This is a genomic window from Thermoflavimicrobium daqui (assembly GCF_003313465.1).
GTDB classification, from domain to species: Bacteria; Bacillota; Bacilli; order Thermoactinomycetales; family Thermoactinomycetaceae; genus Thermoflavimicrobium; species Thermoflavimicrobium daqui.
This window is the reverse complement of record NZ_KZ845663.1, coordinates 36,830-61,415: the sequence shown is the minus strand read 5'-3', so window position 1 is coordinate 61,415 and position 24,586 is coordinate 36,830. Positions and strand designations below refer to the sequence as shown.

The following is a 24,586-nucleotide window of genomic DNA, read 5'->3' as shown; positions in this document are numbered from 1 at the left end:
ATGATGGATAAAATTGAGGAACTCAGACGAAAAAGAGAAAAAGTAGAGCTAGGGGGTGGAGAGCTCCGGATCCGTGCACAGCATGGGCGTGGAAAGCTAACAGCGCGAGAAAGAATTGACATTTTACTTGATGAGGATAGCTTTGTTGAACTCAATCCTTTTATTGAACATCGAGCCGTTCATTTTGGAATGGATCAGGTCGAAGCTCCAGGTGAAGGGGTAGTGACTGGATATGGTAAGGTACATGGGCGGCTTGTCTATGTTTTTGCACAAGACTTTACCGTCTTTGGTGGAGCACTTGGCGAGATGCATGCATTAAAAATCGCACGACTCATGGATTTAGCAGCTAAAAATGGAGCTCCGATCATTGGACTAAACGATTCTGGTGGTGCACGAATTCAAGAAGGTGTTGTTTCCTTAGACGGCTATGGTCATGTTTTTTATCGGAATTCCATTTATTCGGGGGTTATACCACAAATTTCTGTCATTATGGGACCATGTGCTGGAGGAGCCGTTTATTCGCCAGCGATTACGGACTTTGTATTCATGGTAGAAAAAACAAGTCAGATGTTTATTACTGGGCCCAAGGTAATCGAAACAGTTACCCGAGAAAAAATTTCGGCTGAAGATTTAGGGGGAGCAGATGTTCACTCCAGTATCAGTGGGAATGCTCATTTCACAGCACCATCTGAGCCAGAAATTCTGGAAGAAGTACGTCGTTTACTGAGTTATTTGCCACAAAATAATACAGAAGATCCACCCCGTGTTTATACGAAAGATGAAGGAGATTGGATTGAAGAATTAGCCGAAGTAGTTCCGGTTGAAGGAACAAAAGTATATGATGTTCATAAAGTGATTCAATTGATTGTTGATCAAGGTGAATTTATGGAAGTCCATGCGAAGTTTGCCAAGAATATCGTTGTAGGTTTTGGTCGTATTGATGGTCATACGGTTGGCATTATAGCTAATCAACCTAAAGTTACTGCAGGTGTACTCGATATTGATTCATCTGATAAATTAAGCCGTTTTATTCGTTTTTGTGACTGCTTTAATGTTCCTTTGGTCACCTTTGAAGATGTGACTGGCTTCTTACCTGGTGTGAAACAAGAACATAATGGAATTATTCGCCATGGAGCGAAAATCTTATATGCTTATTCAGAAGCAACTGTACCTAAAATTACCGTGATTACACGTAAAGCGTTTGGAGGAGCTTATGTTGCTTTAAATAGCAAGGCCATTGGAGCAGATCAAGTATTTGCATGGCCGAATGCCGAAATTGCTGTAATGGGTCCAGAAGGAGCAGCTAATATCATTTTTCGTAGAGAAATCGAAGAGAGTGAGGATCCTGAACAGACAAGAAAGGAAAAGATTAAAGAGTACAAAGAAAAGTTTGCTAATCCATATATAGCGGCAGCCATGGGAATGGTGGATGATGTAATAGATCCCCGTGAAACTAGAAAGTACTTAAAAAATGCACTCGACATGTTACGAAATAAACGTGAGACACGCCCCCCTAAGAAGCATGGTAATATTCCTTTATAGGTAAAAATGTTAGGGACTCGTATTTTTGGAGTATGGGAGGAAAGAGATGGAAAAGAAGGTGATTTTTTTTATTCGAGGATCCCAAGACTATTCGACATGGAGAGAAGAAGGGCGTAAACAATTACTCCAAAACCAGCGGAAACAGTGGAATAAGGAAGATTGGAAGCGAAAATGTTGGAAATACTTATATAGAGGTTGAAAAAATTAGAAAATAGACCGCTCTATGCCAAAAGACGAGAAACGATAGCAATTGAACAGTTACCTAATATAGTAGTAGAATATATAGATATATGTTGGTGATATATGGAGGAATCATCATGATTAATAAACAAAGGATACTTGATGAATTTTTAGAGCTGGTACAAACAGACAGTGAGACAGGTTATGAACGTGAAATATGCGATTTACTTAAAGCAAAATTAATAGATCTCGGCTTGACCGTAGTTGAAGATGATTCAGCTGTAGCTACCGGACATGGTGCAGGCAATATTGTTGCAACACTACCAGGTAATGTAAGTGGTGCTCCCACCATTTATTTTACTTCTCATATGGACACTGTTACTCCTGGTGTTGGTATAAAGCCTTCGATACAAGATGGTTATATCATTTCAGATGGTACAACCATTCTCGGTAGCGATGATAAAGCGGGACTAGCTGCACTCCTTGAAGGAATTAGAATGATTCAGGAAAAGCAAATTCCACATGGCACCATTCAGCTGGTTCTAACTGTTGGAGAAGAATCAGGATTAAAAGGAGCACGTCATCTAGATACTTCCTTGGTACAAGCGGAATTTGGATATGCTTTTGACTCGGATGGACTAGTGGGTGAAATTATTACAAGTACCCCTTCTCAAGCAAAAATTCGTGCTTCGATCTATGGGAAGTCTGCTCATGCTGGTGTTAATCCGGAAGATGGAGTTAGTGCTATTCAAATTGCAAGTCGGGCGATTTCTAAAATGCCTCTGGGTCGAATCGATAGAGAAACGACAGCAAATATCGGTCGTTTTCATGGAGGAGCAGCTACCAATATTGTTCCTGATTATGCTGAAATCCTTGCAGAAGCGCGGAGCCGTAATAATCAGAAGCTCGAGGTACAAGTCGAGCGGATGACACAAGCCTTTAAAGAGGCAGCAGAAGAACTAGGTGGTACTGCAGTGGTAGAAGCAGAAAAAATGTATTCGGGTTTCCAATTTGCTGAGTCTGAAGTTGTCGTACAAAAAGCGATTGCTGCAGTTAAAAAAATAGGGCGCAAGCCAAAAATAGGCTCAAGTGGTGGTGGGAGTGATGCCAACGTCATGGCAGGCTATGGTATTCCTACCGTCAACTTAGGAATCGGATATGAAAATATACATACAACAAGTGAACGAATGCCGATTTCTGAGCTATATAAGGCGGCTGAGCTCGTCGTAGCGATTGTGGAAGAGTGTGCGAAAACATCTACACATCATACGACCCCTGTGCGTGAATTAGAAGCAGCTTTTTAGAGATCAAAATAAAAAAACGACACCGTGAATAAATAGGGTGTCGTTTTTTGTATGCCTGTTTAAATCAATACCCTTCAATAGTAGATAGCCTTTGCAGGATTCTTCTTTTCCGATAAAGCATTTGCCCAGCCGCAGCTACTTCTTCAATGGTTGAGCGATTAATCCATGCGCCAAATAGAATACCTATAATCGGAATCATTTGAAATAATTTTTTCCAGCCGTAGTTATCCCGATAATTTTCAAATACTTCTCGCCAACCGTGAATTTGTGAAATCACTTCGCGTTCCATATTGGGTTCATCAAAAGAGGATAAATCTTTTAAAATGGATTGTTTTCCTACGAAATCAGCCGAAGAAAATTGCAGACATTTCACAATGAAAATCCGCTCTTTTTTCTCATGGGGGGGATAACCATGAACCATAGCCATTTCTTGTAATACTTTAAGAGATAGGCCTAGTAATGCTGGAATATCGATAGCTAAAGTGAAAACTCCTCCAATTCCTGTGGTAGCTCCTTGAACTGTGGCTATATCGATATGTGATTTTTTTAGTTGCTCTGATACTTGATTCATAAGCGATATTGGAAGGCTGGCAATATCTTGAAGGGTTAAATCAGAAACCGGTACGTTGACTGCTTTGGCTAGTTGCGTATAAACATTTTTCTCATGAATTAAATATTGCCCTCCAGTTTGAATATAGCTCCCCAATTCATCGAGAAATTTGCCAATGAGATTATGTATCAATTGAGGTGTAATTTTATCAAGGATAGCAAATGGAATCCTTCCTAGCTTTTCCCAGAACCATAGGTCTTTTTGTTCTTGTTCCCATTCTTCTATTTTCTGCAGTTCATGGTGTAGCTGTAGGGCTTTTTCGGGTAACAGTTTGATCACCTGTATTCTATTTAGAAGTTATTTTTGAAACAGCTGTTGACTATATATGATTCACTCTCATACTCAGTATTGTTGTTTCGCGTCATATGGGGATGGTTCAGGGACATCTTTTTATCCTATAACTGATGATCTCTGTATGAGATAAGTCTAAGTTCTCAATTCATTATGACATATTTTCTGTCAACGAATCATGTCAATAATTTGTCTACTATTATGTTTTGGCGTGCAGTTTTTGTGTTTCTATTCATTACTTGGTATAAGTGTTATCATTATAGAGATTGCCCTCTTAATCAGTCGCTCACTTCCATTGCCTTAATCGGTTCGCAGCGTTTCTTAGAGCTTTACTCTTGAGACAGCTCTTCCTTTGGGGGAAAGGCGATCCTACGCAAAAACGATTCGCGGCTTCATCTAGGAAAGATCTAGGTTTTAGGCTCGAATGATGCAACATGCTGTTTATAAATATGAAAGTATATATCAATGGGATAATTGTTATGCTAGTAATAAGGAGACCTCATCATTGTTAGTCATGGCTTTAAGTTATTGAAATGAATGATTGATATTATACTAGTGTTCTATTTTTATTTGATATAGGATGAACCTGACGGGTGACAAACTCTTGCACGGTAAGAGAATGCCTAGATAAGTGGCGTAAATAGGCGCGAATTTGCCACGCTTTCCCACACAGCCGAAAACCAGAAGAGCTTAAGTTGACTTCCAATGAGATCCCTCCTTAATAATCATTAGTCATAGTTTTTCTTTTCTAATGAATTAGATACGTTAAGATTCAAAGAAATATGCTCCATTATTTTTTACTGAAAAGAGAAGTATAATCGATAGATAAATACAAGGAGTGGAGAAAATGCGAGACCTTACCGAAAAAACGATTACAACAGAGAAAATTTATGAGGGGAAAATTATTTCTGTTCAAGTTGATCAGGTTAAATTACCGAATGGTGAACGAGGAAAAAGAGAGCTAGTTAAACATCCAGGAGCAGTTGGAGTCATTGCTATTACACCAGATAATAAGTTGGTACTGGTACGACAATTTCGAAAGCCACTTGAAAAAACGATCTTAGAGATTCCAGCTGGAAAACTAGAGCCAGATGAAGATCCACAGACATGTGCTTTTCGCGAGCTAGCCGAAGAGACCGGTTACCAAGCAGATTCAATGAATCATGTGGTTTCATACTATACATCTCCAGGTTTTGCTAATGAAATCATTCATCTTTATGAGGCCAAAGGGCTCACTACGGGAAGTATGCAACCTGATTCCGATGAATTTGTCGAGTTGGTCGAACTAAGCTTAAGTGAGTGTAATGAACGGATCGCAAGCGGAGAGATCTGTGATGCGAAGACGGTTACGGCCGTATACCTTTGGCAGATGCGAGAGTGGAAGGATCGATGACAGGAACAACGATTTTTGCTGATTTACATATTCATATTGGACGTACTAACAGTAATTTGCCGGTCAAAATTACGGCAGCTCGAAGTATGACCTTTGATAAGATTGTCCGCGAATCATACCATCGTAAGGGTATTCAGATGATCGGAATTATTGATGCCCATTCACCTCCTGTCCAAGATGATATTCGCGATGGTATAGCAACCGGAGTTTTTCGTGAGCATCCAGACGGTGGAATTGTTTACCAAGATACTACTTGTATTTTAGGTGCTGAGATTGAAGTGCGTGAGGGAAGAGGGGCATGCCATGTTCTCGTATATATGCCTACCCTCTCGCAGATGACTTTACTCAGTAAGTGGTTGGCAAAACATATGAAAAATGTACAGCTAAGTACCCAGCGTTTATATCAACCGATCTCTGCACTTCAAGAAAAGGTTGCCGAACTAGAGGGAATGATGATTCCAGCCCATGTGTTTACTCCGTTTAAGAGTGTATATGGAAGTGCTGCAGATCGTATGCGAGACCTATTTGATATTGATCAACTAGCAGGAGTTGAGTTGGGGCTTAGCTCTGATAGTTCACTTGCGGATCGTCTATCCGAACTACAGCATTTAACATTTGTCACCAATTCGGATGCCCACTCTATTCCGAAAATAGGACGAGAATATAATCAATTACTGGTGAAAGAAGCTAGCTTTCAAGAGTTCAAGCTTGCTCTTCAGCGGGAGCAAGGGAGAAAAGTAATCGCTAATTATGGTTTAAATCCACGATTAGGAAAATATTATCGTACACGTTGTTTAAACTGCGAAGAACTATGGCCATCAGACCAGTCGGATCGATGTCCCTATTGTGGAAGCGTTAAGAAAGTGAAAGGGGTACGAGATCGGATTTCTGAGTTAGCAGATCAAAAAATGGAACATCCATCTCATCGCCCACCCTATATCCATCAAGTGCCACTTGAATACATTCCTAAACTCGGGAAGAAAACATTAGAAAAGCTACTAGCCCACTTCGGGACAGAAATGGATATTCTTCATCATGCGGAGATTGAAGATATTGCCAAGATAGCTAGTCCATCCATTGCTGAACATATTCGTTTAGCGCGTGTGGGAAACTTAGAGTTTGAGGAAGGTGGCGGAGGAACCTACGGGAAGGTTAAACCGTCGTAAGGTTCTCAATCGGGATTCAAGAGGAAAGGGTATTGGATAGGCTGAATGTTTTGGTCTATCCAATCCCCTTTTTGTTTATACAAAAAAATGTATCTCCATGATTTACTTTGATTTCCTTGCTATGGGATCGATTTATCTTGTGCCAAATTGTGAGCAATTACCATTTAATAATGAAGGGGTAACTGATATCATGATCAATCCGAAAGTGAGATGTGGATTATGCCTTTTAGTTATGTGTCTCATTTAACTTGTCCAAAATGCAAACGGACTTATTCCGTCCGGAAAAAGCAGCAATTGTGTTTCTGTGGCTCTCCTTTACTAGTTGAATATCAGCTAGAGGAATTAAAGAAAAACTTGTCCCCAACGGATATAGGGGAAAGGGAGCCGAGCCTCTGGCGTTATCATGAATTGTTACCGATCAAATCTGCTGATCATATCGTGTCGTTGGGTGAAGGGATGACACCACTAATTCCTACACCCAAATTGGGAAGAAACCTATCGATCCCTAACTTATATATCAAAGATGAAGGAACTATTCCGACCGGATCATTTAAAGCGCGTGGTGCCGCTGTTGGGATTTCTAAAGCGAAGGAACTGGGAATACGAGAGCTCGCCATGCCGACCAATGGTAATGCAGGTGCTGCATGGGCTCTCTATGCAGCTCGTGCGGATATGAAGGCTACCATAGTACTACCAGTCGATGCTCCAACCATAACACGAGCCGAATGCTCTATTTCTGGTGCCAAGCTTCATTTGATTCATGGGCGAATTAGTGATGCAGGTAAAATCGTAGCTCAAATGGTTGCTGAAAAAGGAATTTATGATGTTTCTACATTAAAAGAGCCTTATCGGATTGAAGGAAAAAAGACGATGGGAATTGAAATAGCTGAGCAGTTTAATTGGAAGTTACCAGATGTGATCCTTTATCCTACAGGGGGTGGGGTTGGATTAATCGGAATATATAAATCATTTAAGGAACTCCAAAATCTTGGATGGATTCAAGGTAGACTCCCTCGACTTGTAGCGGTGCAATCAACAGGTTGTGCTCCGATTGTGAAGGCATGGAAAGAAAAGAAAAACAGCTCGGAGTTTTGTACGAACTCCACTACGGTTGCTTTTGGTATCAATGTTCCTAAGGCTCTTGGCGATTTTCTGGTATTAGAAGCAATCTATCAAACCGATGGTTGTGCGGTGGCAGTAGATGATGACATGATGCTGCAAGAACAAAAGCGAGTCGCGAGTTTAGAAGGGTTGTTTATCTGTCCGGAAGGTGCTGCTACCATTGCAGCTGCCCGTGTATTAAGAGAAAATGGTTGGATTCAGGAACAAGAAACGGTAGTTGCTTTAAATACTGGGCTAGGACTAAAATATCCGAATACTGTTCAAATAGATACTCCGGTTCTTTTAGAAGACTGACTTTACTTAATGAATAGCGAAAATATAATCCTCCTAATCTATGTGTTCCTAAGCAGATATAACTTTAAATTTTGTATTATTTTACTTAGATTTTACTTTTGCTCCTTATAATATTATTCATATCCACCGCTTTGATGTGTCCGATGATAAGGTGCAAGATCCATACTATCTCTCTGACTTCTATTGTCTGGATGAGACACTCAATGTGCACTTGTACAACCTTGTTTCGGTGCATGGTTGCAAGTGCTTTTTTTTATATTCTTCTTAAAGTATTTTGCTATTGACATAAATATAGTAAAGAATCTACAATCTATTTTAATTTATCTTAAAATAACAAATGAAATTGTCTATATTTAATCATATATAAATAGCGAGGGTCGTATATGAAAAATGTAAATGAGATTGTGCAAGGATTGGACGCATATTATTCTGGAAAGAAGAGCTATCATATTTTATTTCAAAATTAATATGTTGTTTATAAGTAGAAGAAAAGTATAAATATAACGGAGAAATTCAACTAATTATCAGGACTTTTTAACTTTTAAGTTTGGTTTCTATGTTAGTATAAAAAATCAAGGATAGATATTTCATTAACATAGATTTGGTTACCATCAAGCTACATTCCAAAAGAGACGTTGCCAATCCTAACCGGTAATCACTTAAGAGTAGGTGTTAAAAAATGGAGCAAAAACTCATACGACTGAAAGATCGGTTAAGTGACCTAAGTCGTAGAAATCGGTCTCTAAGGCTGCTTAAACTACCAAGCAAATGGACTTTCGACTTAACGGAGATCGATAACGAAGTGGGATCATCTCGAGCAGCTAAGATGTTACATGAGATTATTTCAGGGAAGAAGAAATTTCGTTTGACACACTCCTCTCTACCCGAGAGAAAGTTACAAACGATCGGTCAGAGCTTGACTCATTTATATCGTAATATGAAAGCAATCGAAGATGAAACGGGATTATATGATTTATATATTGGTTACCCCTTTCTTACAGGAAATTTAAGAGATGGTTCTTTTATTCAAGCCCCACTCTACTTATATCCTGTTCGCTTGATTCGCAAAGACTCTAGTAATCTCAATTGGGAATTAGAATTTTTTCCAGATGCAGAGCCTCAGTTAAATCGAACTTTATTTTTAGGATTAAAAAGATTTCACCAATCCGCTTTTGAAGAGAGTATTTTTGAAGATAGTGAACAATGGAAGTCAATTGATAAAACGAATTTATCTTCATGGGCCGAGTGGCTAAATGAGAACCATATTAAAGTTACATATACCGATGGAAACATAAAGCCGTTTTGTACTTATACGAGGGAAACGATTCCGCAAAAAGCGCCATTAACACTGGAGCCTTTCTTTATATTAGGGAGTTTTCCACAAGGAAGCTCTTCTTTGATCCGGGATTATGATGAATTGATTACTTTATCAACGGATCAAAAGTTACCCTTTTTACAAGAACTCATTCATTTAGATGAAGAGAGTCATTATGATCCCATGCCAGAAACATATAATGAAGTGGATGTGGAACATTCAAGTCTAAAGGAAGAAGAGCAATTCTTTCTGTTGCCTTCTGATTACTCCCAAGAGACGATCCTTCAAGCCATGCGAGGAGCAAAAGGTTTGGTCGTTCATGGTCCTCCAGGTACAGGGAAATCACAAGTGATTGTCAACCTCATTACCGATGCCTTAGCTAATGGAAAGAAAGTTCTTGTAGTCTGCCAAAAGAGGGCAGCTCTTGATGTGGTTTATCAACGATTAGATAGTCTTGGTTTGACTCCTTATAGTGCCCTTATCCATGATGAAAAGCAGGATCGTAAAGCTTTATATCATAAAATCAATAACCAAATCCCTGAGATGAGTATCCCGATTCAAGGCAGAGAATCGTCATTTCAACATTTATGTAAAAGAATCGAAGAGCGAGAACAGAAATTAAATGCGATTTATAAAGGATTGCACGAGCGGCAGCCATTTGGCTTTAGTGCGTATGAGTTATATGGACGAGCGAAAAAACGGGATGATGTGATTCAGACTATCTCCGTATCTGATTTAGCAGCTGATTTGCATCGGGATGATCTCGAAGATATCTTTACGACGATTTCTTTATATGGATCATACTATCAACGCTTCGGTAGAGATGATTATATTTTAAAAAGAAGAAAATCATTAGCTCATTTGGAGTTAAAGGATCAAACTAGATTGATTGAGCAGTTGGAACTTGCTTTAGAAAAAGCAGAGCAAGCCATTCAACAACTTCATCAATTGGATCATGAAAAAATGACACCCGCTTATTTATGGTTAATTAGTGACCGCCTAGCTAAAATCTATGACGACCTTGATTCGAAAGAGAAAAAAACACTACAAAAACTAAGAATTTGGTGGTGGACCTCTTTTACCGGAAAGAAGATTATCGAGGAATTATTACACGGGCAAAAATTTAAAGGGATTTCGTCAGCTGAATGGCCCAAAATTCAAGAATGTTTACGCTTAATGTACGAAATAGCCCAGATTACCTCTAAATTGGATCAGCATCTGCACTTGCTTGAAGAATTTTTAGATGAGGAGTTTTTCAAACAGATACGAAGCGAATTATCAGAAGGAATGATTCCATACCAGACGATTCTACAAATTCGCGAAGCGATGGCTCATGATTTTGATGATCTAAGGGCAATGGATCGCTGCTTCTACGAGTCTAAGGTAGTGGTACAAAAACTATTACAAAGATTAAAAGATAAAGAGATGAATCAAGATTCCTCGTTATCAGAACAATGGGTAGATACTTTGCTTCAATCTTTCTATCTATTTTGGATTGATGAAATCGAACGGAAGCATCCACATTTAACCAAAGTATCTACGGATGAGTTCCAACAGATTCGTGATGATTTCGCTAAGCTCATTAGCGATAAAAGAAAATTAGCGGTACAAGTCCTAGAAGAGCGGATCATCAGTAATATGAATCATTCATTGCAAAACCATACTCGAGCATTTCGAGAGTTAAGACATCAAACCGGAAAGAAGCGGCAGATTTGGCCTGTAAGAAAGTTGGTCAATCATTTCTCAGAAAAGGGTTTGTTGGATATTTTACCGGTATGGCTAGCTTCACCTGAAATGGTTTCATCCATGTTTCCTCTAACTGCTGGACTATTTGACATCGTTATTTTCGACGAAGCCTCTCAGTGTACAGTGGAAAGTGGCTTACCATCGATTTATCGGGGGAAGCAGGTGGTTATAGCAGGGGATGAAAAGCAATTGCAGCCATTTGAACAGTTTAGAGTCTCTCTATCAGATGACGATGATGATGAAAATGATGTTGGAATGGAAGAGTCACCTAGCTTGCTTAATCTAGCTAAACGCATTTACCCAGTCCGTATGCTACAATACCATTATCGTTCAAAATTTGAAGAATTGATTCATTTCTCCAATCATGCATTTTATAATGGTTTGATGCAGGTAGCCCCCAATGTATCATCGGATCACTCGACTCCTGCTATTCATTGGATGAAGGTCGATGGACGCTGGATTAATCAATGTAATGAGCGGGAAGCCATCGCTGTTGTTGACCTCCTACAGCAACAATTAGAAAAAGAGCCCCAGCAGACGATCGGAATCATCACATTTAATGCGAAACAACAGGATAAAATCTTGCAAATCATAGACCAACGAGCGAAGGATAATCCCCATTTCTCAGCATTATATGAAGCAACGATGAAACGAGAATTAGATGAGCGCATCTTTGTCAAAAATATTGAAAATGTGCAAGGGGATGAACGGGATGTGGTTATCTTTTCGATCGGCTATGCCCCGAATGAAGAAGGAAGAATCTATAATCGATTTGGTCTCCTCAATCAACAGGGAGGAGAGAATCGCTTAAATGTAGCGATCACCCGAGCGAAAGAAAAAATTTATGTTGTTGCTAGTATTGAACCGCATGAATTAAATGTAGCTGGTAGTAAACATGAAGGACCGAGGTTATTTCGTCATTACCTAGAATATGCCAAAGCTGTATCGAATGGAAACAAAGAACAAATCCTTCATATCTTAAATAGAGTCAATCCACAAACAGATACAAAAAAACAATATCATCATGATCAGTTTGACTCTCCATTTGAAGTAGAAGTATGTGAAGCATTACGCAGTATTGGCTATCAAGTGGATACACAAATCGGAGTCTCAGGCTATCGCATTGATCTAGGAATTGTTCATCCAAAAGACCCCAGTCGTTATATATTGGGAATCGAATGTGACGGAGCTGCCTATCATAGTTCACCCTATGCCAAAGAGCGAGACTTATACCGTCAGGAATTCTTAGAGGCCAGAGGTTGGAAAATAGGGAGAATCTGGAGCCGAAACTGGTGGAGAAATCCGAGTATAGAAATAGAGAAGATCGATCGAATGGTTAAGGATTTATTACAAAAAGAGGAGCATCAGGAGAAGGTGTCTATTAGTTAGAGATTAAGTGTGGAGAACCATTTGGAATCCCACCAATGAGAAGGTGGGATTTTTCTTATAGGTTATACAAACAATGTGTAACTAGAGGCTGTCACAGAAGAAAACCTCCTTTTGTCTGTAGCTTTATTTTATAAATCAGTATTACCAACAATTTTTTTCGAGTTAATTTGAAGATAAGGTTGCTTTTGAAATCATCTTCTCGCCTTTTTTGTCTAGAAATTTCTTAGACTTTTTAATTGAACATATTCGGGAATATATAAATTGAATATTCATAATTATATGTCTATAATGAATATAGAACAATAGTTATATTGATAGATATCTCAGGTTTATGTGATAAAGTAATTAGTTTTCAATGATCTAGTTATTAATTGGATCTACTAAAGTGAGGTGGGAAAGTAAATGGAATTAAAATGGGAACCGAGATTGTATGAGTCTTGTCCAAATTGTAAAAGTGATGATACTCATGACGAGCTAGGTCATTGGGAATGTAACAATTGTGGACATACATGGTAAATATAAATTTGTTTAGTAAAAAAACTGAGTGCAGAATAAAATCTCCATTCCTCAAATCTGAGGGATGGAGATTTTATTATTAAATAACCTGTTCTATCCGATCTACCACTGTTTCTTTCCCTAACAAATATAGCACCGTATTTAAATCGGGACCTTGGACTGCTCCTGTGGTTGCAACGCGGACAGGCATAAATAGCTTTTTTCCTTTGAATCCAGTCGCTTTTTGTACGTCCTTTAATAATTTCTTGATGGTATTGGGGGTATATTCATCCATCGTACTAATTAGTTCTTTGACTTTCTTCAGAACGATGAGGCTTGATTCTGTAGTTAAGATTTCTTTAGCATCCTGATTGTAGTTCATATCTTTATCAAAGAAGATCCTTGCTAGTTGAGTGATTTCGCTTATACAATTCATTCGATCTTGATACAGAGTTACTAGTTCTTCATACCATGTTACTGGTTTATCCTCATTGAATAGTCCATCATTTTTTAAATAAGGAATAGCTAATTCTACAATCTTCTTCGGATCAGCAGTTTTAATATATTGTCCATTCATCCAAGCGAGCTTGTCGGGATCAAATATGGCTCCTGCTTTACTAACTCGATCCATGGAGAAAAGCTCAGTAAGTTGATCTTTGGAGAAAATTTCTTGTTCACTAAACTCACCACCTGGTGACCATCCGAGTAGTGTTAGGTAATTGATCACAGCCTTGGGTAAATATCCTAGGTCTCTATATTGTTCGATAAATTGTAAGATCGATTCATCCCGTTTAGAAAGCTTTTTTCCGCTTTCGTTAAGAATCAAAGGGATATGTCCAAATTCGGGTAGTTGGAATCCGAAGGCTCCAAAAAGAAGTAGATGTTTTGGTGTATTAGATAAATGTTCTTCTCCACGTATGACATGAGTAATTTTCATGAGGGCATCGTCAACGGTTACAGCAAAGTGATAGGTAGGTATTCCATCTGATTTGAGGATAACAAAATCCTCAATATCCTCAGATTCAAAAGTAACTGCCCCTCTAATCATATCTTTAAATGTAAGGGTTTTTTGTGAGGGTACTTTAAACCGGATGGTGAAAGAACGGCCTTCTAATTCATAGGTTTTTCGATCGGATTCGGTTAAGTGCCGGCATTTACCAGAATAACGTGGCATTTTGCCTTGTGAAATCATGTGTTCTCGCTCTGCTTCCAGCTCTTCTCTTGTACAATAACAAGGATATGCTTGTTTGGTGGCTAAAAGCTGATGAATATACTTGTGATATATATCTAAACGTTCCATACTGCGATAGGGTCCAAAATTTCCGCCTATATCAGGCCCTTCGTCCCATGTTAGTTCTAACCATTTAAATGCTTCAATCAATCGTTCTTCAGCATTTTCTTTATTTCTGGTTGTATCAGTATCCTCGATCCGTAAAATATAGGTTCCTTTATGTTTTTTTGCAAATAGATAATTAAATAGAGCAGTTCTGGCACCACCAAAATGTAAATGTCCTGTAGGACTTGGCGCAAAACGTACACGTACTGTCATTTTATATCCCTTCCTTCTATATAAAAAGTGTTGCCAATTTGAGTTGAATTAAGTATAACATTCTAGAATAATTATTTTAATATATCGATGATTTAGAGAGAGATCAAGTGATAAATTAAAAACATGTTTATTAGGAAAAATAGACAATTCGAGCATGTTGCATAATTGGAACCAAAACCTAGATCATTCCTAGATGAAGCCGCGAATCGTTTTTGTGTAGGATCGTTAGGCGGGAGTGAGTGGGGAAACGATAAGCGGCTGATTAAGAGGGCAACCTCAGTGTACACTTTGAACATCATATTAATAGACTGTCAGAATGCAGAAACCACTTATCCACCGAAAAAGTATAATAAATATGCTGATAAGAAGGAGGCGCTTGGATGATTATAGGAGATTTAAAAAATAAAGTGGAGAAGATTTGGGAAGTGTTTTGGTACAGAGGAATTACCAATCCTTTATCGGTGATCGAACAATTGTTTTATAAAGCTAGCAGGTTGGGAGTTTAAACAAGACATCACCGAAGAATTCCAAGTGGAAGGAATGCCGAATCAATAAGGAATAGGCTTTGTCGATTACGTATTGATTGGTAAGAATGGGAAGCCACTTGCGGTGGTGGAAGCGAAACGGACGAGTACAGATCCAAGCAAAGGAAAGCAGCAGGAGAAGCTATATGCTGATTGTTTAGAGCGAAGGTATGGTCAGCGACCTGTGATTTTCTATACCAATGGTTTCGAAATCTATCTATGGGACGATGTTTCTTATCCTGCTCGAAAAGTCTCCGGTTTTTATAATCAAGAAGAATTATCCTTACTGATGGATCGACGGACACTGATGCGTCCTTTGCAAAATGTTGTCATCAGTGATCAGATCACCAATCTCTACTATCAAAAAGACGCGATTTTAGCTGTTTGTGAGGCACTAGAAAAGAAGCAACGTAAGTCACTACTCGTGGTGGCAACCGGAACGGGGAAAACATGTACCGCTATTTCGATTTGAACAAAAATATATCATTGAAAAAGTGCTGACGGTTGAATTTTGGGAAATGGCAGACCTCATCGAACTTGAAGCTGTCCGCGAGGCTTTGCGTGACTTAATTAAATTCTTGGAAAAGGAAACCCAAAAAATTTATTACACGAACTTTAAAGACCAAGTTCTTACTGTACAAGAAAGTGGTCCAATTTATCATGCAAATGACCTACAAAGTTATAAGAAAAAGGTTAATCAATACCTTCATAAGCATCGTGATCAAATTGCCATTTATAAACTGCGAAATAACAAGAAACTAACGATACAAGATTTGAAAACATTAGAGGAAATTCTTTGGAATGAGTTAGGGACTAAAGAAGATTCACTTGATGACCTATGTGTGATCATCGATACAAAGGATCAACTGTGAGGTGTTCCAGTGATTGCTCAGGCAGACTTTGGACATACATATCCTATGTTTCCTTTTCCAATTGGTGGTAGAGCGAGTATCAAAGCGGAAAAGGAACAGGTATGGATGCAAATATCCGATTAGCCAGAATCCCCTTTTTCACTTTTGAAAAGGGGCTTTTTTGTATGTGAGGTGGAGACAGGAGTTTTACATTAATCCGAGAACTATACTAGTATTTAGATTAAATCTTTTTGAGAAGAATGGAGTGAATGAAGAAGTAACGAATGGGAGCTGAATCAATGATGAAACGGTTGAGTATAGTCTGTCTATTTCTTCCCTTACTATTAACAGGCTGTCAGACTTTATTTGGTGAGAGCATCCCTGATCCTACGGACTTAGAGATAGAACAGCAGGTGCTTAAGTATTTACCCCAAGGTGCGAAGAAGATTCAGCCAACGAAGCGCCGATTTAAAAATAAGTTGTGGAGAGTGGATATCAATCAAGATGGGGCTAGGGAGGGGGTTGTTTTTTTCAAAGAGCCCATGCATCCGAAACAAATTGGGATTTTAATCATTCAGAAAAAGGAAGGTGGCAAGTGGAAAAGAGTCCAGATGGTTGAAGAAGGTGATTTTCTAGACCATGTGGAGATGAAGAATCTAACAGGAAATCAAACATTGGAACTTATTTTATGTACGGTGAGTCTCCCGAAGCAAAAGGATAAAATGGTATCGGTATATACAAATCCTTTGGATGAGAATAAACGTCTTTTGCTAAAGAAAGCGTTTCATGCGGTATCTTTTGGAGATTTAGATGGTGATGAATTGGTTGATATGGTTTTACTTGCACAAGGACACAAACAAAAACTAGTCGCTAGTCTCTATCAAGGATTATCTGATCAACTGTTAGAATTTGATCGAATGAGCTTGTCACTTGAACCGGCTCAAGTAAAGAACCTGATTTTTGGTCGTTTAGATGAGAAGCGAACTGCTGTGTTTATTCCTTTATCGAAGGGAATGCAGAAGGGGAAACTAGACATTTTAACTTTGGAAAAAGGAAAACTGAAAAATTTGAATCCGATTCTATCGACAAAAAGATCTTTAAAACAAAAGTATATAATAGGATATCATGATATAAACCAAGAGGGAATCGTTGAAATTTTGGCTCAGCATCAAGCGAAGTATGGAGAGAAGGAATCGCCTCTACCATTGAAGGACGAAGTTTTGATTGATTCTTGGATTCAGGTGGATAAGAATAATCAGGTAAAGCTCGTTAGTCAAAGTGTGACTGATCCTTTATTCCATTATCGATTTCATTTTCCAAAAAAGTGGTTTGACAAGATTTATTTGACACATACAGAAATACGTCGGGAACTAAGTCAAATGGATCTGTTTTATCACGATGTGCATTTTTCTGTTCACCCGTTATTTGTACTTGGATTGGATGTGTTTCGTGAGAAAGACTGGATGCAAGCGGAGAAGAGTTATCGAGAAGTAGGTACGAATTTTCGAGTGATTAAGAAAACGAATGGAAAGGTGTATGTAGCCCGCCTACCACTCCAAACAAAGTGGCCTAAGCAACTCCAACGAATGAAATTGGCTCCGAGTATCGAGGAGGTTAATCAGTTGTTAATGACATTAAAACAGAAATAATGGAATCAGCTTTACATTCACCTCGTACTCGTAGTAAAACTGATTCCCATTGGATGATCAATGATATCGTTTGTAATAAATTTCATCTGCTTTTTGTGTTTTTCGAGCAAAAAAGAATGAGAGAAGGAAGCAAATAAATGGTAAAATCCAAAGGTAGGTAAGAAAAATAAGACCAATAATCCCCGTGCCAAATATCATACTATAATGAAACAACGTGATTTCTTTTTCTTTGAGCAAGATAAATAAGCAAAGGAAAGTTAGAGCAAGGATTCCAATTTCTATGACTGTCATGGGAAATACGAAATGTTTCCATCCACCTAAGAGAAACATATGGTTAAAAAGATTGGTTTGATCTTTGTCAAGAAAGATAGGCCAATAAATGCCAAGATAAAGCCCTGTAATTCCGCCGAGAAGCGAACAGCCTTTGCTTAGGGCAACTCGTTCTAACTTCGTAAAGAGAGCCCCAAGACCTAGCAAGATAAATGGAATTAACCAAATATAAAATAATGGGAGCAGTCCGATCACTGCTGTCGTTGCTAATATCACGATTTGCAGGTTTTTACTTTTTTGTTTTCGCCAACTAATCCATATGCAAATGATGGATAATGTTGCGAGTAGTAATCCTAAAATAGAAATATCCATAATAATATAACGCCATCCTCCAAGCATCCACATAAGCTGATAGGAAGTGGAATGAATTGCTTCTTTTAATCCTAGGATTTTGACTAAGAATGGAAACCACAGAAAGGTAAGAAAGACTCCTAATAATCCTCCGATAATTCCAAAAAATCTCGAGCTATTTTGCATGAAAAATGGGCACTCCTTTGCATTAAAACTAAGGTACATGATCAATTTAACATCGAATAAAAAGTTGAACTATAAAAATGATTCGCTTTTTACCTAGGAAATAAACTAGATTTTTTAATGAAATATATAACATAGGTAGGTAATATTCTAAAAAGGATAGATAAATGAGGGGCCTTCTTATCGCTTCCCCATTCATTCTCGTAGCCTTAATCAGCCCATAGATTTGTCTCAAGAGCAAATCTTTTAGTAGCTTCTTGTCCCTGTGGGAAAAAGTCGATCCTACTCCAAAGCGATTCGCGGCTTCATCTAGAAATGATCTAGGTTTGGAATCAAGTTATGCAATATGCACATCAATGAGATACTAATCATATTTTATCTTCATTATATAAAAAATAAAAAATAAATTGTATATGAACGAAAAAATGAATATGAGGGGATGATTTGTAGGTCAATCTCTATAAAAATAGGCTTCTTATGCTGTTTTAGTAGCATAAGAAGCCTATTTTATCCATCAAACTTTAACCATAATAAGGAGAAATAAGGATATAGACCAATACACCTGTGATACTTACATATAGCCAAATTGGCATCGTCCAGCGAGCAATCTTACGATGTTTTTCTTTTTGCATATTCAGTCCGCGAGCTGTGGTCATGAGGGCAAGAAATACGGTTGGAACTGCTAAGACGATATGAGTAATTAACACAAAGTAATAAAAGTACTTCAGTGGACCTGTACCGCCATAAGATGTTGAGGGAGCCAAAGCATGATAAATCAAATAAGTAACTAGGAAAAGAGCAGTGGTAGAAAAAGCAGCAAAAATAAAACGGCGATGCATGGTGATATTTTTCTGTTTAATAAAGTAGAGTGCAGCTAGCAAAAAGACAGTGGTAAAACTATTAAATATGGCATTTAACATGGGTAAGATCGTTAAATCGAAGTGATCAAACCCTTGTGCTTTAGGTATGACCATTAATATAGCTACGATGGCATTAATTAAAATGGTTAGTCCTACAACCCAAGGAGTATAATTTCGTTGTTTTGGAAGTTGTTCATTCATATTTTTTTCACCCTTTCTTCACATAGTTTACATAAGAAAGGGAGTCTAAATCCACTATTTCATGAATTTGTCACGGAACGTTTCTTTCTCTATCAGTTAAGTCTATTTTTTGTCTACTGATCATAGATTTGGAGAAAGAGGTCAGTAGGGAGGATCGATCAAGATGCTCAAAAATAAGAGTTGGTGGAGTCAAACGATTCAGTGCCATATGCAAAATCAAAAATCACTTTATATATTTGTCTCTGTTCTTTTTATGATGGGAGTCATTTTTGGAGCGATCATTGTAAATACATTAGATCTGAATCAAAAAAATGGATTGATTAATTATCTAGGTTATTTTTTTCGGCAGTTGAAAGAAAATAGTATTGCCGAGCCATCTATTGCATTTCAGCATGCTGTTGGGGATTATTTAAAAACAGTAGGTCTAATTTGGATTTTAGGGCTATCCGTTATTGGAATTCCTGTCATATTGATTTTGATATTCATCAAAGGCTTGGTGATTGGATTTACAGTCGGTTTTTTAGTTAACCAGCTATCTTGGGATGGATTATGGTTTGCTTGTGTTTCAGTAGCTCCCCAAAATTTATTAGCGGTTCCTGCGCTAATTATTGTTTCAGTAGCAGGAATTAGCTTTTCTTTACTTCTAGTACGTAACCGTTTGATTCAACATCGTGGCACGATCTATCCACAGTTTATCTCTTTTTCATTTCTTGCTACAGGAATGGGACTTTTGTTGATCATAGCTGCGGGTATAGAAGCTTATGCTTCGCCGTGGATGATGAAAGAGATGATTCCACAAGTTAGCTGGATCACGGTACCGAACGGCTCGTAAGGATCAAGTGATGATGACTTTTAGTAATCACTGAATGTATGGGCAGGTTTAGAAGTTGGTCTTTGTGATTATAATGATTATTACTTTATAGTTTGTCTTGTCTATTTGACTTCCCTATCTTTTCTCCAATATAATGGAGTGAGAAGTATAGGGGGGTGTGAATGTGGAAGAACGGGTGAAGCAAATCAAACAGCAGTTATCCGCCCATAACTACAAATTAACCCCCCAACGGGAAGCGACTGTCCGTGTACTTTTGGAAAATGAAGAAGCTCATTTAAGCGCGGAAGATGTCTACCTGTTGGTGAAGGATAAGGCTCCAGAAATCGGATTGGCTACGGTTTATCGGACACTGGAGCTACTTAGCGACTTGCAAATTATTCATAAGTTAAATTTTGGTGATGGTGTCACTCGTTATGAGTTTCGGCAAGAAGGAGCAGAACATCATCATCACCACTTACTGTGTTTAAATTGTGGCGCTGTAGATGAAATTATGGAAGACTTGTTAACCCCAATTGAAAATAGGGTGGAAAAAGAATTTGATTTTCACATTATTGATCACCATTTGACCTTTCATGGCATATGTTTTCGGTGTAAAGATCAAGTAAAAAACAAAGTAACCGATTCAAAAAAGAAGATAATAGGAACAAAGGTAACATGAGATCGTTGTATAGGTCTCATGTTTTCTTTGCAAACTATTACTAAATGGAGTAGAATAGTTTTTGTAAATTATAAAAAATATTTTATGTAGTAAAGGAGTTTTTTTAATGATCATTGGTGTACCTACCGAGATTAAAAACAACGAAAATCGTGTTGCTATGACTCCTGCTGGCGTTGATGCCTTAGTTCGTGCTGGTCATGAAGTGATTATTCAAGCTGGTGCTGGAAATGGAAGCGGTTTTACGGATGAAGATTATGTAAAACATGGTGCGAAAATTTTACCGACTGCTAAAGAAGTTTGGGCTCAAGCGGAAATGATTATGAAGGTCAAAGAGCCATTACCAAGTGAATACCAATATTTCCGTGAAAATCTGATTCTCTTTACATACTTACATTTGGCTCCAGAACCAGAGCTGACCCAGGCGCTGATGGATAATAAAGTGGCAGCGATTGCTTATGAGACAATCCAACTGGATAATAAATCTCTGCCTCTTCTCACACCTATGAGTGAAGTGGCTGGTCGTATGTCTGTTCAAATTGGTGCTCAATTTTTGGAAAAGCCTCACGGAGGTAAAGGCGTACTACTTGGAGGTGTTCCAGGAGTATTACCTGGTGAAGTAGTAATTATCGGAGGAGGAGTTGTTGGAACAAACGCTGCAAAAATGGCACTCGGTCTTGGAGCGAATGTAACCATTTTGGATGTAAATCCTGACCGTCTCCGCCAACTCGATGACCAGTTTGGTGGACGTTTGAGAACTTTGATGTCCAATAGTTATAATATTGCTGAAGCAGTTAAGAAGGCAGACTTATTAGTGGGTGCAGTACTTATTCCTGGCAGACGAGCTCCTCGCTTGGTCACAGAAGAAATGGTCAAAGCGATGACCCCAGGGTCTGTCATTGTTGACGTAGCGATTGACCAAGGTGGTTCCATTGAAACAGTCGACCGTGTAACTTCCCATAGTGAACCAACTTATGTCAAACATGGTGTAGTTCATTATGCTGTACCAAACATTCCAGGAGCTGTCCCAAGAACTGCTACGATTGCACTTACCAATGTGACGATCCCTTATGCTGTAGAAATTGCAACCAAAGGTTTAAAACAATCTCTAACGGATAACAAACCGCTTTCCCGTGGTGTTAACGTATTAAATGGAAAAGTAACTTATCAAGCAGTGGCTGAAAGTCTAAACTTACCTTATATTCCATTTGAGCAAGTGATTGCAGAGCTATAAATCGGAAATTCTCATTCATCCAAGTCAATCACAATTTGTTTAGGATCATTTTTTCGGTACCTTTCTCAACACCCACTTCCGAAAAGATGATCCTTTTTAACGAATCATATTTCGCCCCATTTTTTCATATGGATACATCAAGAAAAAAGTGGGGACGAGTAGCCTATGATATTTTCAACACGATTGAAAGAATGGATCAAATTTTTTATCTTATTTATACTATTTACTTTATTATTCTATCAAATTATTTCATTCATTTCTACTTATTTTGATGCAACTCAACCTAATAAAAAAATACAAGAGGATGCGATTCGAGTATTTGCTAAAAAAGAATTAGAAGATGTTCAGCAACGCTTAGAGCTATTTTATTTACTTGGGGAATGAAATCCATTTTAATTTTCACCTTGATTAAATAAAATAAGATATGAAAGACTAATAAAACGAACCTGAGGTCAGGAATTAGACTAGAGACTCAATGTGCATTTTAACAAATCTGACTAAATGCTGTTCGTTTTTTTATGATTAAAGGAGGAGATGCTAATGCAACACTTTTCTCGCATTGCGCTAATCGTGCTAGATAGTGTAGGAATTGGAGCCTTACCTGATGCAGAGAAGTTTAATGATAAAGGAGTACATACATTAGGGCACATTGCCGAGCATCAAAATGGTCTTTCGATGCCAAATATGATGAAATTGGGTTTGGCTAATATTGAGCCGATTCAGGGCTTGGAGCCTGTAGCTGAACCACAGGCTTATTTTGGTAAAATGGCTGAGATTTCAAAAGGAAAAGATACAACCACAGGTCACTGGGAAATGATGGGTATTTTTACTGAAATCCCTTTTAAAACTTACCCAGAAGGGTTTCCAAAAGAACTAATTCAGGAATTCGAAAAGCGTATCGGACGTAAGGTGTTAGGTAATAAGGTAGCCTCAGGTACTGAAATTATCGATGAACTAGGCGAAGAACATATGAAAACAGGAGCAGTGATTGTTTACACTTCTGCTGACAGTGTGTTTCAAATTGCTGCTCATGAAGAAATTGTTCCTTTAGAAGAGTTGTACCATATCTGTGAAGTAGCTAGAGAATTAACATTAGATGAAAAGTATTCCGTCATCCGGGTCATTGCCCGCCCATTTGTAGGTAAGCCGGGTCATTTTACACGCACAGCAAATCGTCGGGATTATTCCGTGGAGCCTCCAGAGAAAACCGTTTTAAATCGTCTGGCGGAAGCTAAAAAAGATGTAATCGCGATCGGGAAAATTTCCGATATTTTTGCTGGCAGTGGGATTACTCGTGCCATTCACACCCAATCAAATATGGATGGTGTCGATAAATTGCTTGATACTTTAGCAGAACCATTTCATGGTCTTGCATTTATCAATTTAGTTGATTTTGATTCGAAATACGGTCATCGTCGTGATCCAGTAGGATATGCTAAAGCTCTAGAAGAGTTTGATACACGTGTTCCAGAAATACTCGCAGCTCTACAAGAGAATGATTTATTAATCATTACTGCGGATCATGGAAATGATCCTACCCATCATGGAACAGATCATACGAGAGAATATACACCACTATTAATCTATGGACGCAGTCTATCACCGATTGGCCAAAGCTTGGGAATTCGTCGTACCTTTGCTGATTTGGGTGCTACTATTGCTGAAAATTTCAGTGTACAAGCTCCTAAAATCGGGGAAAGTTTTTTATCACATTTAAAATAAAAAAATGGGGGAAGAGCAGATGCAAATTACTCGTATGCAGATCAAAGAAGCTGCTAAGGCAATTGAAAGCAAAAGTAAAGTGACACCTCGTGTTGGTTTGATTTTGGGATCAGGCTTAGGAGTGCTGGCAGAAGAGATTCAAGAACCAGTGAAAATTCCTTATGAAGAAATCCCGCATTTTCCGGTCTCAACTGTGGAAGGACATGTAGGGCAGCTGGTATTGGGGAAATTAGAAGGTCAATCCGTGGTTGTTATGCAAGGACGCTTTCATCTGTATGAAGGACATGAGTTATCATCGGTCACGTTTCCCATTCGTGTGATGAAAGAACTTGGTGTAGAAACGATTTTAGTTACCAATGCAGCAGGTGGGGTAAACGAGTCTTTTGAACCTGGAGATTTAATGATTATTCGCGACCATATTAATCTCATGTTTAGAAATCCACTCATCGGCCCTAATGATCCTGAATTAGGTCCACGTTTTCCTGATATGTCACAAGCTTATGATCCAAAGCTGCGCGAACTGGCTAAGCAAGTGGCAGTACAGCAAGGTATCTCGATTCAAGAGGGGGTTTATGCTGGCTTTTTAGGTCCAACTTACGAAACCCCTGCCGAAATACGCATGGTACGTAAGATAGGCGGAGATGCAGTTGGGATGTCTACTGTTCCAGAAGTAATTGTGGCTCGTCACGCAGGAATCCGCGTGTTAGGAATTTCTTGTATTAGCAATATGGCAGCAGGAATTTTACCACAACCTTTAAGTCATGAAGAAGTGATGGAAACGGCAGAGCAGGTGAAAGAGAAGTTTATTGGCTTGGTTCGCGGTATTTTAAAAAGCTTATAAGCATGATAAAAGGATGA

At 38.5% G+C, this 24,586-nt stretch carries 22 protein-coding genes and 1 pseudogene; 18 read left to right on the top strand and 5 right to left on the bottom strand.

Going from position 1 to position 24,586, the window contains the following annotated elements:
• The 3 genes from DL897_RS00330 to DL897_RS00325 all read left to right on the top strand — a co-directional run bounded on the left by DL897_RS00330 (position 1) and on the right by DL897_RS00325 (position 3,026).
• Positions 1 to 1,542 carry an acyl-CoA carboxylase subunit beta gene (locus tag DL897_RS00330; RefSeq protein ID WP_113657699.1) on the top strand — a complete coding sequence of 514 codons (1,542 nt, stop codon included), beginning with the start codon at positions 1 to 3 and terminating at the stop codon, positions 1,540 to 1,542.
• A gap of 46 nt (positions 1,543 to 1,588) precedes the next feature.
• Positions 1,589 to 1,741, top strand: a complete 153-nt coding sequence (locus tag DL897_RS18060) for a hypothetical protein (RefSeq protein WP_168188576.1) — start codon at positions 1,589 to 1,591, stop codon at positions 1,739 to 1,741.
• A gap of 118 nt (positions 1,742 to 1,859) precedes the next feature.
• Positions 1,860 to 3,026 (top strand): M20/M25/M40 family metallo-hydrolase, encoded by a 1,167-nt coding sequence (locus DL897_RS00325; protein WP_113657143.1) that lies wholly within the window; start codon positions 1,860 to 1,862, stop codon positions 3,024 to 3,026.
• 64 nt (positions 3,027 to 3,090) lie between these two features.
• On the opposite strand, the gene DL897_RS00320 is transcribed toward DL897_RS00325, so the two are convergent.
• Both DL897_RS00320 and mciZ read right to left on the bottom strand, forming a co-directional pair.
• On the bottom strand, positions 3,091 to 3,915 hold the full coding sequence (locus DL897_RS00320) for an EcsC family protein (protein ID WP_420824095.1): 825 nt from the start codon (positions 3,913 to 3,915) through the stop codon (positions 3,091 to 3,093).
• Positions 3,916 to 4,474: 559 nt separating this feature from the next.
• Positions 4,475 to 4,633 carry a Z-ring formation inhibitor MciZ gene (gene mciZ, locus DL897_RS00315; protein WP_168188575.1) on the bottom strand — a complete coding sequence of 53 codons (159 nt, stop codon included), beginning with the start codon at positions 4,631 to 4,633 and terminating at the stop codon, positions 4,475 to 4,477.
• A 141-nt stretch (positions 4,634 to 4,774) separates the two neighbouring features.
• Here mciZ and DL897_RS00310 point away from each other — a divergent pair, with 141 nt between their 5' ends.
• The 4 genes from DL897_RS00310 to DL897_RS00295 all read left to right on the top strand — a co-directional run bounded on the left by DL897_RS00310 (position 4,775) and on the right by DL897_RS00295 (position 12,352).
• On the top strand, positions 4,775 to 5,320 hold the full coding sequence (locus DL897_RS00310; RefSeq protein ID WP_113657141.1) for an NUDIX hydrolase: 546 nt from the start codon (positions 4,775 to 4,777) through the stop codon (positions 5,318 to 5,320).
• Positions 5,317 to 6,486 (top strand): endonuclease Q family protein, encoded by a 1,170-nt coding sequence (locus tag DL897_RS00305; RefSeq protein ID WP_113657140.1) that lies wholly within the window; start codon positions 5,317 to 5,319, stop codon positions 6,484 to 6,486. Before DL897_RS00310 ends, DL897_RS00305 begins: the two co-directional genes overlap by 4 nt.
• Positions 6,487 to 6,705: 219 nt before the next feature.
• The gene (locus tag DL897_RS00300) at positions 6,706 to 7,902 is read left to right on the top strand and encodes a threonine synthase (RefSeq protein ID WP_113657696.1); all 1,197 of its coding nucleotides are present in this window, start codon (positions 6,706 to 6,708) and stop codon (positions 7,900 to 7,902) included.
• A 679-nt stretch (positions 7,903 to 8,581) separates the two neighbouring features.
• The gene (locus tag DL897_RS00295) at positions 8,582 to 12,352 is read left to right on the top strand and encodes an AAA domain-containing protein (RefSeq protein WP_113657139.1); all 3,771 of its coding nucleotides are present in this window, start codon (positions 8,582 to 8,584) and stop codon (positions 12,350 to 12,352) included.
• Between the two features lie 595 nt (positions 12,353 to 12,947).
• Here DL897_RS00295 and gltX read toward each other — a convergent pair.
• Entirely contained in the window at positions 12,948 to 14,396 is a 1,449-nt protein-coding gene (gltX, locus tag DL897_RS00290; protein WP_113657138.1) for a glutamate--tRNA ligase, read from the bottom strand.
• Positions 14,397 to 14,776: 380 nt separating this feature from the next.
• On the opposite strand from gltX, the gene DL897_RS18775 reads away from it, so the two are divergent.
• The 5 genes and pseudogenes from DL897_RS18775 to DL897_RS00270 all read left to right on the top strand — a co-directional run bounded on the left by DL897_RS18775 (position 14,777) and on the right by DL897_RS00270 (position 17,420).
• Positions 14,777 to 14,902, top strand: a complete 126-nt coding sequence (locus DL897_RS18775) for a hypothetical protein (RefSeq protein ID WP_276308534.1) — start codon at positions 14,777 to 14,779, stop codon at positions 14,900 to 14,902.
• Positions 14,877 to 15,389, top strand: a pseudogene (locus DL897_RS18540) (DEAD/DEAH box helicase family protein); the annotation flags it as partial. The gene DL897_RS18775 and the pseudogene DL897_RS18540, both read left to right, overlap by 26 nt.
• Positions 15,390 to 15,438: 49 nt before the next feature.
• Positions 15,439 to 15,792, top strand: a complete 354-nt coding sequence (locus DL897_RS18535; protein WP_113657136.1) for a type I restriction-modification enzyme R subunit C-terminal domain-containing protein — start codon at positions 15,439 to 15,441, stop codon at positions 15,790 to 15,792.
• A 9-nt stretch (positions 15,793 to 15,801) separates the two neighbouring features.
• Positions 15,802 to 15,915, top strand: coding sequence for a hypothetical protein (locus DL897_RS18435; RefSeq protein ID WP_206186462.1), 114 nt, complete (start codon positions 15,802 to 15,804; stop codon positions 15,913 to 15,915).
• Between the two features lie 155 nt (positions 15,916 to 16,070).
• Positions 16,071 to 17,420 (top strand): hypothetical protein, encoded by a 1,350-nt coding sequence (locus DL897_RS00270; protein ID WP_145962177.1) that lies wholly within the window; start codon positions 16,071 to 16,073, stop codon positions 17,418 to 17,420.
• A gap of 57 nt (positions 17,421 to 17,477) precedes the next feature.
• On the opposite strand, the gene DL897_RS00265 is transcribed toward DL897_RS00270, so the two are convergent.
• The gene (locus DL897_RS00265; protein WP_113657134.1) at positions 17,478 to 18,227 is read right to left on the bottom strand and encodes a hypothetical protein; all 750 of its coding nucleotides are present in this window, start codon (positions 18,225 to 18,227) and stop codon (positions 17,478 to 17,480) included.
• Between the two features lie 518 nt (positions 18,228 to 18,745).
• On the bottom strand, positions 18,746 to 19,285 hold the full coding sequence (locus tag DL897_RS00260; protein WP_113657133.1) for a DUF420 domain-containing protein: 540 nt from the start codon (positions 19,283 to 19,285) through the stop codon (positions 18,746 to 18,748).
• A 163-nt stretch (positions 19,286 to 19,448) separates the two neighbouring features.
• Between DL897_RS00260 and spoIIM the strand changes: the two genes are divergently transcribed.
• The 6 genes from spoIIM to DL897_RS00230 all read left to right on the top strand — a co-directional run bounded on the left by spoIIM (position 19,449) and on the right by DL897_RS00230 (position 24,569).
• The gene (gene spoIIM / locus DL897_RS00255) at positions 19,449 to 20,117 is read left to right on the top strand and encodes a stage II sporulation protein M (protein ID WP_113657132.1); all 669 of its coding nucleotides are present in this window, start codon (positions 19,449 to 19,451) and stop codon (positions 20,115 to 20,117) included.
• Positions 20,118 to 20,280: 163 nt separating this feature from the next.
• The gene (fur, locus tag DL897_RS00250) at positions 20,281 to 20,775 is read left to right on the top strand and encodes a ferric iron uptake transcriptional regulator (RefSeq protein ID WP_113657131.1); all 495 of its coding nucleotides are present in this window, start codon (positions 20,281 to 20,283) and stop codon (positions 20,773 to 20,775) included.
• 106 nt (positions 20,776 to 20,881) lie between these two features.
• Positions 20,882 to 22,006 carry an alanine dehydrogenase gene (gene ald, locus DL897_RS00245; protein ID WP_113657130.1) on the top strand — a complete coding sequence of 375 codons (1,125 nt, stop codon included), beginning with the start codon at positions 20,882 to 20,884 and terminating at the stop codon, positions 22,004 to 22,006.
• Positions 22,007 to 22,171: 165 nt separating this feature from the next.
• Positions 22,172 to 22,390 (top strand): DUF4227 family protein, encoded by a 219-nt coding sequence (locus DL897_RS00240; protein WP_113657129.1) that lies wholly within the window; start codon positions 22,172 to 22,174, stop codon positions 22,388 to 22,390.
• A gap of 156 nt (positions 22,391 to 22,546) precedes the next feature.
• Positions 22,547 to 23,728, top strand: a complete 1,182-nt coding sequence (gene deoB, locus DL897_RS00235; protein ID WP_113657128.1) for a phosphopentomutase — start codon at positions 22,547 to 22,549, stop codon at positions 23,726 to 23,728.
• A 34-nt stretch (positions 23,729 to 23,762) separates the two neighbouring features.
• Entirely contained in the window at positions 23,763 to 24,569 is an 807-nt protein-coding gene (locus tag DL897_RS00230; protein ID WP_420824103.1) for a purine-nucleoside phosphorylase, read from the top strand.
• The last annotated feature ends 17 nt before the right edge of the window (positions 24,570 to 24,586 follow it).

Bases quoted from the DNA above. Each gene is read 5' to 3' on its own strand.
- spoIIM (WP_113657132.1), top strand. From the start codon at position 19,449: ATGCTCAAAAATAAGAGTTGGTGGAGTCAAACGATTCAGTGCCATATG.
- DL897_RS00230 (WP_420824103.1), top strand. From the start codon at position 23,763: ATGCAGATCAAAGAAGCTGCTAAGGCAATTGAAAGCAAAAGTAAAGTG.
- DL897_RS00325 (WP_113657143.1), top strand. From the start codon at position 1,860: ATGATTAATAAACAAAGGATACTTGATGAATTTTTAGAGCTGGTACAA.
- ald (WP_113657130.1), top strand. From the start codon at position 20,882: ATGATCATTGGTGTACCTACCGAGATTAAAAACAACGAAAATCGTGTT.
- DL897_RS00310 (WP_113657141.1), top strand. From the start codon at position 4,775: ATGCGAGACCTTACCGAAAAAACGATTACAACAGAGAAAATTTATGAG.
- DL897_RS00295 (WP_113657139.1), top strand. From the start codon at position 8,582: ATGGAGCAAAAACTCATACGACTGAAAGATCGGTTAAGTGACCTAAGT.
- DL897_RS00260 (WP_113657133.1), bottom strand. From the start codon at position 19,285: ATGAATGAACAACTTCCAAAACAACGAAATTATACTCCTTGGGTTGTA.
- DL897_RS18060 (WP_168188576.1), top strand. From the start codon at position 1,589: ATGGAAAAGAAGGTGATTTTTTTTATTCGAGGATCCCAAGACTATTCG.
- DL897_RS00305 (WP_113657140.1), top strand. From the start codon at position 5,317: ATGACAGGAACAACGATTTTTGCTGATTTACATATTCATATTGGACGT.
- DL897_RS00270 (WP_145962177.1), top strand. From the start codon at position 16,071: ATGATGAAACGGTTGAGTATAGTCTGTCTATTTCTTCCCTTACTATTA.
- DL897_RS00265 (WP_113657134.1), bottom strand. From the start codon at position 18,227: ATGCAAAATAGCTCGAGATTTTTTGGAATTATCGGAGGATTATTAGGA.
- gltX (WP_113657138.1), bottom strand. From the start codon at position 14,396: ATGACAGTACGTGTACGTTTTGCGCCAAGTCCTACAGGACATTTACAT.
- DL897_RS00330 (WP_113657699.1), top strand. From the start codon at position 1: ATGATGGATAAAATTGAGGAACTCAGACGAAAAAGAGAAAAAGTAGAG.
- DL897_RS18535 (WP_113657136.1), top strand. From the start codon at position 15,439: ATGGCAGACCTCATCGAACTTGAAGCTGTCCGCGAGGCTTTGCGTGAC.
- DL897_RS00240 (WP_113657129.1), top strand. From the start codon at position 22,172: ATGATATTTTCAACACGATTGAAAGAATGGATCAAATTTTTTATCTTA.
- deoB (WP_113657128.1), top strand. From the start codon at position 22,547: ATGCAACACTTTTCTCGCATTGCGCTAATCGTGCTAGATAGTGTAGGA.
- DL897_RS00300 (WP_113657696.1), top strand. From the start codon at position 6,706: ATGCCTTTTAGTTATGTGTCTCATTTAACTTGTCCAAAATGCAAACGG.
- DL897_RS18775 (WP_276308534.1), top strand. From the start codon at position 14,777: ATGATTATAGGAGATTTAAAAAATAAAGTGGAGAAGATTTGGGAAGTG.